Here is a 17,582-nt window from a genome sequence, read left to right on the forward strand (position 1 = left end):
GGCCGCCCTGCGGGGCGGCCTTCACGCGTTCGCGGGGCCGGTGCTGCCGCGGGTGAGCAGCCGCGGCCGGGACGCGCACACGTCGCCGGCCCGGTCCCCGGCCAGCACGTCCTGCAGGACGGCGGCCGCGAGCGCGCCGAGTTCGGCCAGCGGCCGCCGGATCGCGGTGAGCGCCGGGCGGACCAGCCGGCACAGCGGGGTGTCGTCCCACGAGACGACCGAGAGGTCACGGGGCACCGAGAGGCCGAGCTCGCGCGCGGCGGCGAGCGCGGCCACCGCGAGGTCGTCGGTGTCGCACAGCAGCGCCGTGGGCCGCGGGTGTGCGGCCAGCACGCGCCGGATCGCGTCGGCCGACGGTTCCGGGTGGACCGTGCCCGGGTGCGGCAGGCCGGTCGTCGCCGTCGTGAAGGCCCGCTCCCGCGCCGCGGGGTCGGCGAACGTGGCCGCGCCCGCGATGCGGACGACACGCCGGTGCCCCAGCGCGGCGAGGTACTCCAGCGCCTCGAGCGCGCCGCTGACGTCGTCCACCAGCACCGACGGGACGCCGGGCACCCCGCCCGGGCCGCCGAGCACGACCGCCGGCAGGCCGATCCGCACCAGCTCCGGCGCGCACCCCGGATCGGTGAGCAGCACGCCGTCGACCTTCCGTTCGGCCCGCCAGCGGCGGTAGATCGCCAGCGCCGCGTCCCGGCCGGCGGCGACCTGCAGCAGCAGCTCGCCCTCGAACCCGTCGAGCAGGGCCGGCACGAACGCTTCGAGGGACCGGTCGAGGACCAGGCCGGTCGCCCCGGCGCGGCCGCCGGACAGCGCCCGGGCGGTGCTGCTGGGGGCCCACCCGAGTTCGCGGGCGATCTCGGTGATCCGCTTCCGGGTCGCCTCGGAGACGCCGGGGCGGCCGTTGAGGGCGTAGGAGACCGCGCCCTTGGAGACGCCGGCCTCCCGCGCGATGTCGGTGATCGTCGGACGCTTCATCGCACCCCTTCGTTGCACCGCAACAGCCGCGGCCCGCGGTCCGTGTCCGCCCGGACACCCGCCGTCGCGAACCTTGACACCCGCCGCACCGGGAAACAAGACTCCACCCGGGAGCGCTCCCAGCCAACGGAGGCCGAGAGCGGGCCGCGAACGGGGAGTACGCGCGCATGAGGCAGATCCGAAGACAGCTGGCCGTCGCCACCGCCGCCGTCCTGCTCGTCCTGACCGGCGGCTGCGGGCCCGCCACGCCGGAGCGCATCACGCTCACCATCGCCACGTTCGGGGAGTTCGGCTACGACGACCTCATCCCCGGCTACGAGTTCACCCACCCCGGGCTCACCATCCGCCAGGTGCGGGCCGAGCAGGGCGGGCCGTACCACCAGGACCTGCTGGACAAGCTGCAGAAGGGCGAGGGCCTCGCCGACGTCCAGGCCGTCGAGGAGGGCCACCTCGCCGACGTGCTCGCGCAGTCGGCGAAGTTCGCCGACCTGGCGAAGATCGGGCCGCCCGACGTCAAACCCGGCCGCTGGCTGGAGTGGAAGTACGAGGCGGGCCGCAGCAAGGACGGCAAGCTCGTCGGCTACGGCACGGACATCGGGCCGCTGGCCATGTGCTACCGCAAGGACCTGCTCGACGCGGCCGGCCTGCCCACCGACCCGGGTTCGGTGAAGACGATGTTCGCGACCTGGGACAGTTTCTTCAACGCCGGCGAGAAGTACGTCAAACGCTCGCACGGCAAGGCCTGGTTCGACTCCGCGGCGCAGACCTTCAACGCCATGGTCAACCAGCTCCCGGTCGGCTACCTCGACCGCGACGACCACTCGACGCTCGAAACCAACACCGGGCTGCAGGGCGCCTGGGACCAGGTCACCGCCGCGGTCAAGCAGGGGCAGTCGGCCGGCCTCACCGCCTTCGCCGACGACGGCAACAACGGGCTGCGCACCGGCGCCTTCGCGACGAAGGTCTGTCCCTCGTGGATGCTCGGGCAGATCGAGCAGCAGGCCGGCATCGGCAACGCGGGCAAGTGGGCGCTCACCGACGTCTTCCCCGACGGCGGCGGCAACTGGGGCGGGTCCTACCTCACCGTGCCGGCCGCGAGCCCGCACCAGCGGGAGGCCGCCGCGCTCGCCGCCTGGCTGACCGCGCCGGAGCAGCAGCTGCACGCCTTCCGGGTGAGCGGCAACTTCCCCAGCCAGGTCGACGCCTTCACCTCGCCGGACCTGCTCAGCGAGATGAACGGCTACTTCGGCGGGGCGCTGAGCGGCCAGGTCTTCGTCGCGCAGGCCCGCAAGGTCGGGAAACCGCAGTACAAGGGGCCCGGCGACGGCAAGATCCAGGAGACGGTGATCGCCCCGGCACTCAGGTCGGTCGAGCAGGGCGCCGACCCGGCCGCTGTGTGGCAGCAGGTGCTGATCGGGGTGCACCGGCTCGTGCCGTGAGCGCCCGAAATCCGCTGGCCGGCGCGCGCCGGAGGCGGCAGGGTGGCCGGCATGACCACCACTCCCCTGCCCCCGCCGTGGCAGGACTTCGCGGTGCGCCCGCCCACGCCCGCCGACCACCTGCCCGTGCTCGCCCTGCTGGACGGCTGGTGGGGCGGCCTCGGCGGGGCGGAAGGCTCCCGCCAGCGGGCGCTGCTGCTGCCGAAGCTGATGTTCCAGCACTTCACCGACAGCAGTTCCGTGGTGACCGCCGAGGACCGGATCGTCGCGTTCCTGATCGGGTTCCTCTCGCCGTCGCGGCCGGCCGAGAGCTACATCCACTTCGTCGGGGTCGATCCCGCCGAGCGTGGGCGCGGGCTGGGCGCCGCGCTGTACGAGCGCTTCTTCGCCTACAGCCGCGCGCACGGGCGCTCGGTGGTACGGGCGATCACGTCGCCGGTGAACAAGGGTTCGCACGCGTTCCACACCCGGATGGGGTTCGTCACCGAACCAGGGCCGAAGGAGTTCGAGGGGTTGCCGGTCCAGCCCGACTACGACGGGCCGGGACTGGACCGGCTCAGCTTCCGCAAGGACCTCGGCTGAGGCCGCCGCGGGCGCCGCGGGATCCGGCCCGGGTCACCGTCGACGGCGGGCCGGACCCCGCGGTCCCGCCCGACCGGTCAGGCGGCCAGGCGGGACAGCGGCGAGCGGGCCCGGCGGGACGGGCCGCGCTCGCCGGGGTGGAGACCGGGCCGGACGGCGGCTGCGCGGCACCGCCCGGCCCGGAGTTGGTTACTGCACCGCCGGGTAGGCGTTCTGGACCAGCTGCTCGAACTGGGTCTCGAACCACTTGCCCGACAGCGGGGCGTTCGGCAGCGCGCCGGTCAGGTTGCCGCCGTTGGCCTGCTGGCTGCCGTGGAAGGTCGGGTCGCACATCGGGTCCGCGCCCTTGCCTTCGTCGTTCGGGATCTGCGCGCTGGCGCCGTCGGACTCACCCGGCGGCTTGATCCAGACGTAGGCGTCGAAGTGCGCCGCCGGCGAGGCCGTCGGCCGGACGCCCAGACCCGCGCCGCTCTGGTTGCACCAGTTGCCGCGGTGCAGCCGCCGGTCGATCCGGCCCGAGTCGACGTAGCTGTCCACAGTGGACCCCGAGGCCCCGCTGGGCCGGGCCGCGCCGCCCCAGCCGTTGCGCGAGGTGTCGATCAGCATGCCGATCCCGCTGGGCAGGCCCGCGGAAACGAACGCGTTGTACATCGCCGTGGCGAAGGGCACCTCGGCGAAGTACGGGTTCCACTGGTAGAACGTCGCCGACTTCAGCTGCTGCCCGCCGACGGTCAGGCTCGGGTCGGGCAGGTTCGGCTCGGTCAGCGGCGTGTAGTTCGCCGTGTCGCTGATGAAGCCGTCGATGCTGTTCACGCCGGCCGTGGTGCCCTGCAGGGTCTGCTTCACCAGGTTGACGAACGGCTGGAAGTTGCTGTCCCAGCCCAGCCACGCCGAGTGCGCGATGTCCAGGTAGTTGTAGACGTTGGAGATCGCGTGCAGCTTGTTCAGCGCGTACTGGATGCCCTGCGTGTACACCCCGCTGGACTGCGCCTCGGCGCACGTCGCCATCGAGGTGTTCGTGATGAGGTTGGGCAGCGAGTCCGGTTCGACGATCGCCACGATCCGCAGCGGCGCGTACTTCGGGTCGGCCATGATCGAGGCGATCGGGTCGATGTACTCGCTCTTGTAGCGGGCCAGGCCGTTCTGGGCGGCCTTCAGCTCACCGTTGGACGCCAGCGCCGCGCAGTCGCGGTTCGGCAGGTCGTAGACGACGACCTGGATCGTCACCGGGGTGCCGCCGCTCGCCTGGGCCAGCGCCGCGTCGAGGTGCCCGCGCAGGCCCCGCGAATCGGTGGTGCCGGCGATCGCGGCGATCCGGTCCAGCCACACCGCGGTCGAGGTGTTGGCCACCTTGGCCATCTGCGCGCCGAGCGTGCCGCCCTTGGCCGCGGCCGCCGCGCTCACCTCGCCCGACCAGTCGGGGTTCACGTACCCCTTGGCCCCGGCGTACGGGTTGTCCACGTGGGTCCCCGGCTGCGGCGTCGTGGTGACCGTCGTCGGGGTGGTGGGCGTGGTCGGTGTCGTCGGGGTGGTCGGCGTCGTCGTCAGGGTGGTCGGTGTGGTCGGCGTCGTCGTCGTGCCGCCCGGGGTGCCGTCGCAGTGGGCGCCGTTGAGCGAGAACGACGTCGGGATGTCGTTCGTGCCCGAATAAGAGCCGTTGAAGCCGAAGCTCGCCGAGGCGTTCGAGCCGAGGTTCCCGCCCCACGACGGGTTCTTCGCGCTCACGTGCTTGCCGCTTTGGCTGAACGTGGCGCTCCAGCCCTGCTGCACCTGCTGGTTGCCGCCGAAGTCCCATTCGACGTTCCAGGACGAAACGGCGTCGCCCAGGTTGGTCACGGCGATGTTGGCGGTGAAGCCGGTGTCCCACTGGTTGACCGTGTAGGTGACCTTGCAGCCGGTGGCGGCGCCCGCCGGACTGCCCCCGGCCACCAGCAAGCCGGCGGTCATCGCCGCCGCCGTCACCGAGGAGGCCACGGCGAACCGTGTCTTCCTCTTCGCGGACCAGAATTCACTCTTCATCGAGTGCGCTCCTTAGTGTTCGGTGGGTGGGTCAGGTGGTGCAGGCGGTCGCGCCGACGGCGAAGCCGCCGGGTGCGCCGGTCGAGGGGCCGGTGGCCTGGATGCCGATCGACACCGACGCGCCGCCGGCGAGGTCGGGTGCCCAGGTGGGTGCCTTCGCGCTCGCCTGCTGCCCGGTCTGCGAGACCGTCGCGTTCCAGCCGCCGGTGATCTGCGTGCCGGCCGGCACGGTCCAGCCGAGCGCCCAGTTCTTCAGCGCGGACGTCCCGGTGTTCTTCAGGGTCACGGAGGCGACGAACCCGCCCTGCCACGTGTTGTCGACGTGGTAGGTGACCGCGCAGCTCGCCGCGGGCGGCGGGTCGCCCGGGTTGCCGCCGGAGCCCACCGGGGGGATCAGGTACGGCTGCAGGATCGCCTGCTTGGTCTGGTTGACCGTGGTCCAGTCGTCGTTGAGGATGCCGCCGGTGTCCCCGGAGTTCGGGTTCCACGACCAGTACGTGAAGCTCATCCCGGACGTGCCCGTCCCGGCGTACTTCATCAGTTCCTGCAGCCACACCTTGTCGCGCGGGTCGGCGAGCGTGGAGCCGAACTCGCCGAGCAGCACCGGCGCGATGTTCTGCTTCTGCAGGTAGCCGAAGAAGTGGTCCCACAGCGCGGGCAGGTTCGCCGGGAACGCCGGGTCGGAGAACCACGTCTGGGCGAACACCGACGTCGCGTACTCGTGCGCCGAGTAGACGAGCTTGTCCGGCTTGGACAGCCGCACCGGGAACTGCTTGGCCCCGGAGAGGTTGCCGCCCCACCAGCCGCACTGCGGGTCGCCGGTGCCGCTGACGCAGTCCACGCCCTCGACGACGATCAGCCAGTCCGGGTTCGCCGCCAGCACGGCGTTGCCGGCCCGTTCGGCGGCCAGCCGCCAGTCGGTCGCGGTGTCGCCGCAGCCCCAGCAGGCCCCGCCGCCGCCCTGGATCGAGTGCGGCTCGTTGTGCAGGTCCGCGCCGATCACCGTCGGGTTGCCCTTGTAGTGCTGGGCCAGCATCGTCCAGTCGGAGATCCAGCGGCTTTCGGAGTACGCACTGGTGTACCAGAGCGGGGACTGCGCGCCGGAGTCCGGCCGGTGCCGGTCCAGCAGCACGCGCATGCCCTTGACACCGGCGTACGCGACGATCTTGTCCAGCACCTGCAGCCCGGTCAGGCCCTGCAGGTCCGGGTTCTGCACCTGGTCGATGCTGACCGGCTTCGAACCGCTGTCGAACAGCTGGTTCGAGTACGGCAGCCGCAGCGTGTTGTACCCGAGCCCGGCCATCTGGTCGAGCATGTCCTTGTAGTTGCGGCTCCACAGCCCGTGCGGCGCGTAGTTGCCGGTCTCGGCGCCGAACCAGTTGACGCCGGTCATCCGGACCGGCGCGCCGGTCGAGTCGACCAGCTGGGATCCGCTGGCGTGCCAGAACCCGGTGCCGGTGCCGGCCGCCGCAGTCGTCTGGAGGGCCGCGGCGGCCGGGGACGCCGTGAGAACGGCGCCCCCGACCAGTGCGGCGACCACCAGTGAGAGCAGTCGCTTCATCAAGTGCCTCTCAGCCGAACAGGGCGACGTGCGCGGCGAACGCCGTGGCGATCTCCGACTGCGCCCAGAACCGGTGGTAGATGAACGTCGGCGCGGCGCCACCGTCCAGATAGGACTGGACCTTCGGCCACTGCGGGTCGTTCTTGTAGAACGAGCGGATCGACAGGAACGTGGAGTTCGCGTTGATCGGGTCGCCGTTCGGCATCGTGCCGGTCCAGCCCGAGGGCACGTACAGGCCCTGGTCCGTCGTGGCGTTGTAGGTGTCGTCGAACCGGTTGTAGTCCGTCCGGGTCTCCGGCACCGCGATGCCCTTGCTGTCGGCGTTCGCCGTCAGCGCGTTGAGCAGCTGCTCCCCGACCGTCCTGGCCTGGGCGTTGCTCGACCCCGACGCGTAGTACAGCAGCGTCTTGGCCAGCGAAGCCGCGACACCGACGTCCTGGCTGAAGTTCTTCACCGAGACGTGCAGGCCGGTGTTCGCACCCGGGCTGGTGGCGTTCCAGGTGTCCGGCGCGCCGCTCCAGGTCAGGTCGGACGGGATCTGGAAGCTCCCGCCGGCGCCGACCGTGGTGTTCGCGATCGCCCAGGGCACCCACTTGTCGAGGATCTTCTTCGCCCGGGCGTCACCGGTCGCCTGGTAGTACTCGGCGATCCGCTCCATGCCCCAGGTCTGGAACCCGAACCACTGGTTGCTCGGCGGGTCGTGCCAGACCGGCTGCTGGTCGTAGAACATCCCGTAGAACGTCGGCGTGCCCGCGGGCGGGGTGCCGTACTGGCCGTCCCAGCTGTTGGTCGCGCCGCCGGCGAGACCGCCTTCGGAGGACTGCAGCCACTGCAGGAACTCCATCTGCCGCCCGAGGCTGGTCGCCCAGTCGCTCGCGCCGGTCGCCGAGGTGACCTTCAGGCCGGGGTCGGTGGACAACGCGTAGGCGGCCAGCGGGTTCTGGTAACCCTGGTGCGCCGCGCCGTCACCGATGCGCCACGCCCAGGCGCTGGACGAGTCCATCGAACCGCCCCAGGCGTAGTACCACGAAATCAGGTAGTGCTCGCTGTCCTTGCCGGAACCGGCCGCGCAGCTCGACGGACCGACGCAGTTGCCGATCTTCTTGAAGTACTTGTCGAACAGCGAGTACCGGAGGTAGTCGCCCATCTTCGACGCCTTCTTCACCACGGCCGCGACGTCGGCGCTCTTGCCCTGCGCCTTCGCCCAGTTCTCCGCCTGGAAGGCCACCTGCACGGCGCGGGCGTCCGCGTCGGGCGCGTCGGTGTACTTCCACTGCTTGGCGTAGGAGCTGTCGCCGGTGAACAGGTCGAGGTAGCCGTTCTTTCCGCCGAACTTCAGCAGGTCGCAGCTGGGCTGGGTGACCGTCTCCCAGACCGACTCCTGCGAGCCGCGCTGGAAGGTGTTGATGAACGCCGGCGCGGTGTTCGTGCCGTCCTCGCAGTGCCCGAACTTGTAGATGTTGTCCACGTCGAGCAGCCAGTGCATGCCGTAGACGTCCGGGGAGCCGTAGGCCGCCTTCAGCTCGGCCGCGATCGGGTCGGACCCGACCGAGACGTTGCTCTGCAGCGGCGACGGGTAGGACTTCGGGCTCGGGTACTCCGCGGCGTAGGTGGCGGGCTTGCTCGCATTGTAGCCGGAGTTGCCCGGCTGGTCCGCCGCCGACGGGATCGCGTACGTCTCGATCGAGGTCCACGCCTGGTTGAACGGCGACCAGTCACCGGTCACCCGGCCGTAGGCCGCCTCCAGCCACAGGTAGTAGCTGAACGCCTCCGACGTCGTCTCGTGGCCGTGGTCCGGCGCCTCGACGATCAGCGTCTCGATCGAGTGGTAGGGCACCAGGATGTTCCCGAACTTGCGGAAGTAGCCGTTGTTCGGGTCCTTGATCTTGTTGTACTGCGTGAGGAACGCGAGCTGGTAGTCCGAAGTGGACGACGAGATCTCGTTCACCGTCACCGTAGCCGCGGTGTAGCCGCTGCTGCTCGCGGTGAAGGTCGCGCTGCCCAGGTCGCCCCCGTTGTCGGCGCTGGTGACCGTCACGTTCTGCGGGACGTTCCAGTTCGCCGTGGTGAAGGTGAGGCTCGCCGGGCTCGCCGTGAGGTCCGTGCTCCCGCCCGTCCTCGCGACGGCGACGGTGACCGGACTCGTCGGCGCGCCGGCCAGGGAGACGGCGAACGTCGTCGTGCCGCCCTGCTTGACCTGCGCGGTCGCCGGGGAGGCGACGATCGTCGGCCCGGACAGGACCTTCACGCTCACCGGGCTCGACGTCGTCGACGCGCCCTTGTTGTCGTAGGCCTTCGCCGTGATCGCGTACGTCCCGGCCGGCACGTTGCCCCAGCTGCCTTCGAACGGCGCCGACGTGTCGGTGGCCAGGAGCGTGTCACCGGCGTAGAACTCGACCTTGCTCACCGTGCCGTCGCTGTCGGCGGCGGTCGCGGCCAGCGGGATCGTCGCCGGGGCGTAGTAGGTGCCGGTCGAGCTCGGCGCGGTCAGGGTGACCGTCGGCGCCTTGTTCGCGCCGGTGCACGAGGTGCCGTTGACGGAGAAGTCCGCCGGCGGCCGGTTGGCCGAGCCCTTCGAACCGTTGAACCCGAACGACGTGCTCGCCCCGGTGTCGAGGTGGCCGTTGTAGGACAGGTTCGTGGCGGTGACCGCGGCGCCGGACTGGGCGAACGTGGCGCTCCAGCCCTGCTGGACCTTCTGACCGTCGAGGAACGTCCAGCCGACCTTCCAGCTGTCGAGCGGGGCGCCGTCGTTGCGCAGCGAGACGTTGGCGGTGAACCCGGTGTCCCAGTCGTTGGTGGTGTAGGTGACGGAACAGGCGATGTCGGCGCCGAGCGCCGGTGGTGGGGCGACCACCGCGCCCGTGACCGCCAGCACGGCCGAGGCCAGTGCCAGCGCACGGGCGCGCTTTCGGGGAGAGGAACGCATGGCTGCGGAACTCCTTTGTCCGTAGGGAGCCAGCGATCTGGGAGCGCTTCCAGACGCAGACGGTAGCCAGCCGGAAACCTGGATGTAAAGAATCGAGTCAGAAGGACACCGCGGGCCCGGACGTCACACCTGCGCGCCGGGCGAACACCGGCTCACTGAACGCTCCTGAACAGCCCCCACCGATCGTCGCCCCATCACCCGATCGGCTCAACGAAGAAGTGACACTGGGTCACGTGAAACGTTATTTAGCGCCAAACGTGTACACCTGAGCGCAGAGGCTCCCACCGACCGGGCAGCACCGGCTCGCCGAGCACACGGGGAGTTGAGCGCGACGGCGCAAGCCGGCACGCACCCAGGTGGCGGACACCCGTGTCCGGATGGCCGACACGGGGTTCAGCTCGAAGCGCGGACCGCCAGGGAAACCGGGAGGACGTGCTGGCGCGGCTTGAGGTCGTGGTCGTCGAGCAGCTGCATGAGGATTTCGACCATCGCGTGGACCTGCTCGCGGGGGTCCTGGTGGACCGACGTCAGGGGCGGGTCCATCGCCGGGGCCAGGGTCGCGTTGTCGTCGAAGCTGACCACCGCGACGTCGTCCGGGATGCGGCGGCCCGCCGCGTCGAGGGTGCGCAGCGCACCCACCGCCATCATGTCGCTGGCGACGAACACCGCGTCGACGTCCGGGTGCCTGGCCAGCAGCGCCGACATCGCGTTCGCGCCGCCGGACAGCGTGAAGTCGGCCTCTTCGGCCAGGTCGGCGGGGTCGAGCCCGGCGTTGAGCAGGGTCTTGCGCCAGCCGGCGAGGCGGTCGATCGGCGCGCTCTGGTCCTGCGGGCCGGCGATCGTGGCGATCCGCCGCCGCCCGGCCGCGACCAGGTGCTCGACCGCCAGCCGGGCGCCGCCCTCGTTGTCGAAGTCGACGACGTGCACGCCGCGCCGGATGCCGGCCGCCTGGCCGCCGAACACGATCGGGATCCGCAGCAGCCGCAGGGCCTTGGGCAGCGGGTCGGCGCGGTGCGGGGCGAACACCAGCGCGCCGTCGACGTGGCCGCCCTCGAGGAAGCGGACCGTCCGGCTCAGGTCCTCGCGGATGTCGCTGAAGATCAGCACCATCTGGCGGCCGACGTCGGCGAGCTCCCGGTAGCCGGCCCGCATGACGGCGGCCCGGTACGGGTCGTCGAGCAGCCGGGACTCCGGCTCCGAGAGCACCACCGCGACCGCCCCGGTGCGGCGGGTGACCAGCGACCGGGCCGCCTGGTTCGGGGAATAGCCCAGGTCACGGGCCGCGGCGAGCACCTTCTCGCGCGCCGCCGCACTGACGTACGCGTCGTCGTTCAGCGCCCGCGACGCCGTCGACCGCGACACGCCGGCGAACGCCGCGACGTCCTCCAGTGTCGGCCGTTCTTCATCCCCTGCTCGAGGCCCCACGGCACCGCCCTCGCTCACCCACAACCACCCTGACCGACTCAGCTTAACGTTCACGCAAGCGGACGTCCGGGAGCGCTCCTCGCAGGAAACACTCCGGTTACGACCTCTTGACACCGGTGAACGCCCCCAGCAGACTCTGCCACACCTGGGAGCGCTCCCAGATCGGCTCCCAGCAGTGAGAGCGCTCATTCCCGTCAACAAGGTGGTTGGACACGTGAGAACGATCCGGAACGGCCTGGTCCTGGCACTGGGCATCACGATGACGGCGCTCGGCGCCACAGCCTGCAACGGGGGTGGTGGTGACCAGCAGACCCCGGCCGCGGCGGCTCCGAACGAGCACGTCGACCTGACGTTGGCGACCTTCACCGAGTTCGGCTACGAGGCCCTCATCCCGGAGTACGAGCGGCTGCACCCCAACATCAAGATCACCCACCGCAAGACCGGGGCGGGCGGCCCCTACCACCAGGACCTCATCACCAAGCTGGCCGCCGGTTCGGGCCTCGCCGACGTCACCGCGGTCGAAGAGGGCCACCTCTCCGACGTCCTGGACAAGGGCTCGAAGTTCAACGACCTGAGCAAGATCGGCCCCGCCGACGCCTCCCCCGACCGCTGGCTGAGCTGGAAGTACGACGCCGCCAAGACCAAGGACGGCAAGCTCATCGGCTACGGGACCGACATCGGCCCGCTCGCCATGTGCTACCGCAAGGACATGTTCAAGGCCGCCGGCCTGCCGGAGGACCCGGAGCAGGTCAAGCCGCTGTTCGCCACCTGGGACAGCTACTTCTCCACCGGCGCGGACTTCGTGAAGAAGTCCGGCGGCAAGGCCTGGTTCGACTCGGCCGCGCAGAACTTCAACGCGATGGTCAACCAGCTCCCCGAGGGCTACATCAGCACCGACGACAAGCTCGCCGTCGAGACCAACCAGGGCATCAAGGACGCCTGGACCAAGGTCACCGACGCGGTCGCCAAGGGCGAGTCGGCCAAGCTCACCGCGTTCAGCAACGAGTGGAACACCGGCTTCAAGCAGGGCGCGTTCGCCACGAAGGTGTGCCCGGCGTGGATGCTCGGCGTGATCAAGGAGCAGGCCGGCCCGGAGAACGCCGGCAAATGGGCGGTCACCGCGGCCTTCCCCGGCGGCGGCGGCAACTGGGGCGGCTCGTACCTGACCGTGCCGACGCAGTCGAAGCACCCGAAGGAGGCCGCCGAGCTCGCGGCCTGGCTGACCGCCCCGGAGCAGCAGATCAAGGCGTTCCAGGCCAAGGGCACCTTCCCGAGCCAGGTCAAGGCCCTCACCGACCCGGCGCTGCTGAGCAAGACCGACGACTACTTCGGCGCGAAGGTCGGCGAGCTGTTCGCCGAGCAGGCCAAGAAGGTGCAGAAGCCGCAGTACAAGGGCCCCGGTGACGGCCAGATCCAGGAGAACGCGTCCAGCCCCGCCCTGCAGGCGGTCGAGCAGGGCAAGTCGGCAGCCGACGCCTGGAACCAGATGGTCGAAGCCGCGAAGAAGATCACGCGCTGAGCCGATGACCGTCCTCGACAAGGTCGCGCCAGAAGGGAGTAAGGCCGGGGAGCGCGTGTCTCCCCGGCCCACCTTCCGTCACCGGTTGAGCCGGTGGGACGTCAAGATCTCGCCGTACCTCTACGTCGCGCCGTTCTTCATCGTTTTCGGGATCGCCGGCCTGTTCCCGCTGCTCTACACCGCGTACGTCTCGCTCTTCAAGTGGAAGGCGGGGAGCGACGACCCCGACTTCATCGGGCTCGACAACTACAAGGACCTGCTCGGCGACGGGCAGTTCTGGAACGCGCTGACCAACACGGTCAGCATCTTCCTGCTCTCCAGCGTGCCGCAGATCATCCTGGCGGTCCTGCTGGCGGCCCTGCTCGGGGCCCGGCTGCGCGGCGCAACCGGCTGGCGCGTCGGCATCCTGCTTCCCTACGCGGCCAGCCTGGTCGCCATCGGGATCATCTTCGCCAACCTGTTCGGCCCCAAGTACGGGCTGATCAACGGCGTGCTGCAGACCATCGGGCTGGACCCGGTCGACTGGCAGGCCAGCCGCTTCGGCAGCCACGTCGCGATCGCGATCATGGTCAACTGGCGCTGGACCGGGTACAACGCCCTGATCGTGCTGGCGGCCATGCAGGCCATCCCGAAGGAGCTGCACGAAGCGGCGCTGATCGACGGCGCGGGCACGTGGCGCCGGTTCTTCAACGTCACGCTGCCCCTGCTCAAGCCGACGCTGATCTTCGTCACGATCACCTCGACGATCGGCGGCCTGCAGATCTTCACCGAGCCCAAGCTGTTCGACGCCCTCCCCGGGTCGAACAACGGCGGCTCGTCCAACCAGTTCCAGACCGTGACGCTCTACCTGTACCAGTCGGCGTTCGAGAACTACAACCTCGGTTACGCCTCGGCGATCGCCTGGATGCTGTTCCTGGTCATCGTGATCATCGCGCTGGTGAACTTCTTCCTCACCGGCCGGCTCGCGCGCACTCCGGCGGTGAAGAAGAAATGACGACACTCCAAGGCGGGCTCCGCAAGAGCGTCGCCACGCTCGGCAAGCCGCGCAAGGCGACCTACGTCGTGCTGGCGATCTTCGTGCTCGGCTCGCTGTTCCCGTTCTACTGGTCGTTCCTGGTGGCCAGCCGCGACAACGGGATGCTCACCGAACGCATCCCGCCGTTCCTGCCCGGCGGGAACTTCTTCGCCAACGCCTCGCGGGTGTTCGACAGCGTGCCGTTCTGGAAGGCGCTGGGCAACAGCATCATCGTGTCCGGGACGGTCACGCTCACGACGGTGCTGTTCTCGTCGCTGGCCGGGTTCGCCTTCGCCAAGCTGCGGTTCCGGGGCCGGAACGGGCTGTTCGTGTTCATCGTCGTCACGCTGGCCGTGCCGACCCAGCTCGGCATCATCCCGCTGTTCATCGCGATGTCGGAACTGGGCTGGGCCGGTCACCTCCAGGCGGTGATCGTGCCCAACCTGGTCACCGCGTTCGGCGTGTTCTGGATGCGTCAGTACACAGTGGACGCTCTGCCGTACGAGCTCATCGAGGCCGCGCGCGTCGACGGCTGCAGCATGATCCGGATCTTCTGGAACGTCTGCCTGCCCGCGGTGCGCCCGGCCGCGGCGATCCTCGCGATGTTCACGTTCATGATGTCGTGGAACGACTTCCTGTGGCCGCTCGTCGTGCTGGACGCCGGCAACCCCACCGTCCAGGTGGCCCTGGAAAAGCTGCAGAGCGGCTACTACGTCGACTACTCGCTCGTCCTGGCCGGCACGACCCTGGCCACCATCCCCATCCTCATCGTCTTCGTCCTGCTCGGCCGCCAGATCGTGGCCGGGATCATGCAAGGTGCCGTGAAAGGGTGAACATGTCCGTAGAACCCGACAGCGTTCGGGCGACCGAGGTCCGGGAAAACGCCGCGTTGATGTTCCCGCCCGGGTTCGTCTGGGGTGCCGCCACCGCGGCCTTCCAGGTCGAAGGGGCCACGACGGCCGACGGGCGCACCGACTCGGTCTGGGACGTCTTCGCCCGCCGCCCGGGCGCGGTCCGGGGCGGCGACAACGGCGAACCGGCGGCCGACCACTACCGGCGGTACTCCGAAGACGTCGGCCTGATGCGCCGGCTCAACCTGGGCGCCTACCGCTTCTCCCTGGCGTGGCCGCGGGTGCGGCCGGACGGCGGCGCCCCCAACGCCGCCGGGCTCGCCTTCTACGACCGGCTGGTCGACTGCCTGCTCGAGTCCGGGGTCCAGCCGTGGGCGACGCTCTACCACTGGGACCTGCCGCAGGCGCTGGAGGACGACGGCGGCTGGACGAACCGGGACACCGCGTACCGGTTCGCCGAGTACGCCGAGACGGTGCTGGAGCGGCTGGGCGACCGGGTCGCCAGCTGGTCGACGCTGAACGAGCCCTGGTGCGCGGCCATGCTCGGCTACGCCGGCGGCATCCACGCCCCCGGCCGCTCCGACCACCCCGCCGCCGTCGCCGCCACGCACCACCTGCTGCTGGGCCACGGCCTGGCGATGGACATCATCCGGCGGCACGCCCCGGACACCCCGGCCGGCATCACGCTGAACCTGTACCCGGTGGCCCCGCACGACCCGGCGAACGTGTCCGACGTCGCCGCGGCCCGCCGGATCGACGGCCTGCAGAACCGGCTGTTCCTCGACCCGGTACTGCGCGGCGGCTACCCCGACGACCTGGTCGCCGACCTGGAACCGTTCGGCCTGGGCTCGGTCGTGCGCGACGAAGACGCCGCCGTCATCGCCGCCCACGTCGACTGGCTCGGCGTGAACTACTACCGCGACTACCGGGTCGCGGGCCGCCCGGTGCCGGGCAGCGAGCCGGCGGGCCCGGAGTGGCCCGGCGCCGCCGACGTGCACTTCGTCCCGGACCCGGCGGCGCCGCGCACCGACTCCGGCTGGGAGGTCCAGCCGGCCGGGCTGACCGAGTCGCTGCTGCAGGTGCACCGCGGTTACCGGCCGGTGCCGCTGTACATCACGGAGAACGGCGCGGCCTACCCCGACGTCATCGGCGACGGCGGTGACATCGTCGACACCGACCGCGTCGCGTTCCTGGACTCCCACCTGCGGGCGGCGCACGACGCCATCCAGGCCGGCGTCGACCTGCGCGGGTACTTCTACTGGTCGCTGCTGGACAACTTCGAGTGGGCCGAGGGGTACGCGAAGCGGTTCGGCCTGGTCCACGTCGACTACGAGACCCAGCGGCGGACGCCGAAGCAGAGCGCCCACTGGTACTCCCGGGTGATCGGCCTCAACGGCCTGGGCTGAGGGGAGGAAGTTCGTGGCGGGCACCGGCGCGGGTGCCCGCCACGGCCCTCCGGGGGCGTGCATTCCGGGCCCCGCGTTGCCAGACTGGCCGGTATGGGACTGCGCAGCGAAGCTTGGTTCGACAACCCCGCCGACCCGGGGATGACCGCGCTCTACCTCGAGCGGTACATGAACTGGGGCATCACCCGGGAGGAGCTGCAGTCCGGCAAGCCGGTCATCGGCATCGCGCAGACCGGCTCGGACCTCACCCCGTGCAACCGCCACCACCTGCAGCTGGCCGACCGGACGCGGGAGGGCATCCGCGAGGCGGGCGGGATCGCGATCGAGTTCCCGGTGCACCCCATCCAGGAGACGGGCAAGCGCCCCACCGCGGCCCTGGACCGCAACCTCGCCTACCTCGGCCTCGTCGAGACGCTCTACGGCTACCCGATCGACGGCGTCGTGCTCACCACCGGCTGCGACAAGACCACCCCGGCGTGCCTGATGGCCGCCGCGACCGTCGACATCCCGGCGATCGTGCTGTCCGGCGGCCCGATGCTCAACGGCTGGTTCAACGGCGAGCGCACCGGTTCGGGCACGATCATCTGGAAGGCGCGGGAACTGCTCGCCGCCGGCGAGATCGACGACGCCGGGTTCATGGAGCTCGTCGCGTCGTCCGCGCCGTCGCCGGGGCACTGCAACACGATGGGCACGGCCTCCACGATGAACGCGCTCGCCGAAGCGCTCGGGATGAGCCTGCCCGGCTGCGCGGCCATCCCCGCGCCGCACCGCGACCGGGCCCGGATGGCCTACCGGACCGGGCTGCGGATCGTCGAGATGGTCCGCGAGGACCTCAAGCCGTCGGACATCCTGACGCGGGCGGCGTTCGAGAACGCCATCGTGGTGAGCTCCGCGATCGGCGGCTCGACCAACGCCCCCATCCACATCGGCGCGATCGCCCGGCACATCGGCGTCGACCTGCCCCTCGACGACTGGCAGCGGCTCGGCCACGGCGTCCCGCTGCTGGTCGACCTGCAGCCCGCGGGCAAGTACCTCGGCGAGGAGTTCCACCGGGCGGGCGGGGTCCCGGCCGTGGTGCACGAACTGATGCGGCACGGGCTGATCCACGAGGACGCCCCCACCGTGAACGGCCGCACGCTGGGCGACAACTGCCGCGACGCCGAAGCCGGCGACCGGGACGTCATCCGGACGTTCGACACCGCGCTCACCCCCGACGCCGGGTTCCTGGTGCTGAAGGGCAACCTCTTCGACGCGGCGATCATGAAGTCGAGCGTCATCTCGCCCGAGTTCCGGCGGCGGTACCTGGCCGGCGGCGTCTACGAGGGCACCGCGGTCGTGTTCGACGGCCCCGAGGACTACCACGCCCGCATCGACGAGGAGGACCTCGGCGTCGACGAGCACTCGCTGCTGGTGATGCGCGGCACCGGCCCGCTCGGCTACCCCGGGTCCGCGGAGGTGGTGAACATGCGCCCGCCGGCGGAGCTGATCAAGCGGGGCGTACACGAGCTGCCCTGTCTCGGCGACGGCCGCCAGTCGGGCACCTCCGGGTCGCCGTCGATCCTCAACGCCTCCCCCGAAGCCGCGGCGGGCGGCGGGCTCGCCGTGCTGCGCACCGGCGACCGGGTCCGGATCGACCTGCGGGCGGGCACCGCCGACGTCCTCCTCCCGGACGAGGAGCTGGCCCTGCGGCACAAGGAGCTGACCGAGGCCGGCGGCTACCCGGTGCCGGAGTCGCAGACGCCGTGGCAGGAGATCCAGCGGACGATGGTCGACCAGCTGTGCGACGGCATGGTGCTGCGCCCGGCGGTGGCCTACCAGCGGATCGCGGCGACCAAGGGAATCCCCCGCGACAACCACTGAGTTC

At 70.7% G+C, this 17,582-nt stretch carries 12 protein-coding genes; 7 read left to right on the forward strand and 5 right to left on the reverse strand.

Annotated features, from left to right (window positions below; translation table 11 throughout):
* Positions 1–21: 21 nt before the first annotated feature.
* A complete protein-coding gene (locus AB0M93_RS26560) occupies positions 22–972 on the reverse strand; it encodes a LacI family DNA-binding transcriptional regulator (protein ID WP_364277333.1) in 951 nt (316 codons plus the stop codon).
* Positions 973–1,139: 167 nt separating this feature from the next.
* On the opposite strand from AB0M93_RS26560, the gene AB0M93_RS26565 reads away from it, so the two are divergent.
* A complete protein-coding gene (locus AB0M93_RS26565; RefSeq protein ID WP_364277336.1) occupies positions 1,140–2,411 on the forward strand; it encodes an ABC transporter substrate-binding protein in 1,272 nt (423 codons plus the stop codon).
* Positions 2,412–2,462: 51 nt separating this feature from the next.
* Positions 2,463–2,993: a GNAT family N-acetyltransferase gene (locus AB0M93_RS26570; RefSeq protein ID WP_364277339.1), complete on the forward strand. Its 531-nt coding sequence runs from the start codon at positions 2,463–2,465 to the stop codon at positions 2,991–2,993.
* 189 nt (positions 2,994–3,182) lie between these two features.
* On the opposite strand, the gene AB0M93_RS26575 is transcribed toward AB0M93_RS26570, so the two are convergent.
* From AB0M93_RS26575 to AB0M93_RS26590, 4 genes are all read right to left on the reverse strand, one after another.
* Positions 3,183–5,012: a glycoside hydrolase family 6 protein gene (locus AB0M93_RS26575; protein WP_364277342.1), complete on the reverse strand. Its 1,830-nt coding sequence runs from the start codon at positions 5,010–5,012 to the stop codon at positions 3,183–3,185.
* Positions 5,013–5,043: 31 nt separating this feature from the next.
* Complete coding sequence (locus tag AB0M93_RS26580) at positions 5,044–6,573, reverse strand: cellulase family glycosylhydrolase (protein ID WP_364277344.1); 1,530 nt, start codon at positions 6,571–6,573, stop codon at positions 5,044–5,046.
* A 10-nt stretch (positions 6,574–6,583) separates the two neighbouring features.
* The gene (locus AB0M93_RS26585; protein WP_364277347.1) at positions 6,584–9,502 is read right to left on the reverse strand and encodes a glycoside hydrolase family 48 protein; all 2,919 of its coding nucleotides are present in this window, start codon (positions 9,500–9,502) and stop codon (positions 6,584–6,586) included.
* Positions 9,503–9,895: 393 nt separating this feature from the next.
* The gene (locus AB0M93_RS26590; protein WP_364278017.1) at positions 9,896–10,891 is read right to left on the reverse strand and encodes a LacI family DNA-binding transcriptional regulator; all 996 of its coding nucleotides are present in this window, start codon (positions 10,889–10,891) and stop codon (positions 9,896–9,898) included.
* 250 nt (positions 10,892–11,141) lie between these two features.
* Here AB0M93_RS26590 and AB0M93_RS26595 point away from each other — a divergent pair, with 250 nt between their 5' ends.
* From AB0M93_RS26595 to AB0M93_RS26615, 5 genes are all read left to right on the forward strand, one after another.
* Positions 11,142–12,446 carry an extracellular solute-binding protein gene (locus tag AB0M93_RS26595; protein ID WP_364277350.1) on the forward strand — a complete coding sequence of 435 codons (1,305 nt, stop codon included), beginning with the start codon at positions 11,142–11,144 and terminating at the stop codon, positions 12,444–12,446.
* Between the two features lie 4 nt (positions 12,447–12,450).
* Positions 12,451–13,440 (forward strand): sugar ABC transporter permease, encoded by a 990-nt coding sequence (locus AB0M93_RS26600; RefSeq protein WP_364277353.1) that lies wholly within the window; start codon positions 12,451–12,453, stop codon positions 13,438–13,440.
* Complete coding sequence (locus AB0M93_RS26605) at positions 13,437–14,294, forward strand: carbohydrate ABC transporter permease (RefSeq protein WP_364277356.1); 858 nt, start codon at positions 13,437–13,439, stop codon at positions 14,292–14,294. Before AB0M93_RS26600 ends, AB0M93_RS26605 begins: the two co-directional genes overlap by 4 nt.
* A gap of 2 nt (positions 14,295–14,296) precedes the next feature.
* A complete protein-coding gene (locus AB0M93_RS26610) occupies positions 14,297–15,718 on the forward strand; it encodes a GH1 family beta-glucosidase (protein ID WP_364277358.1) in 1,422 nt (473 codons plus the stop codon).
* A 93-nt stretch (positions 15,719–15,811) separates the two neighbouring features.
* The gene (locus tag AB0M93_RS26615; RefSeq protein ID WP_364277361.1) at positions 15,812–17,578 is read left to right on the forward strand and encodes an IlvD/Edd family dehydratase; all 1,767 of its coding nucleotides are present in this window, start codon (positions 15,812–15,814) and stop codon (positions 17,576–17,578) included.
* Positions 17,579–17,582: the final 4 nt, after the last annotated feature.

The organism is Amycolatopsis sp. NPDC051102 (assembly GCF_040682815.1).
GTDB lineage: Bacteria > Actinomycetota > Actinomycetes > Mycobacteriales > Pseudonocardiaceae > Amycolatopsis.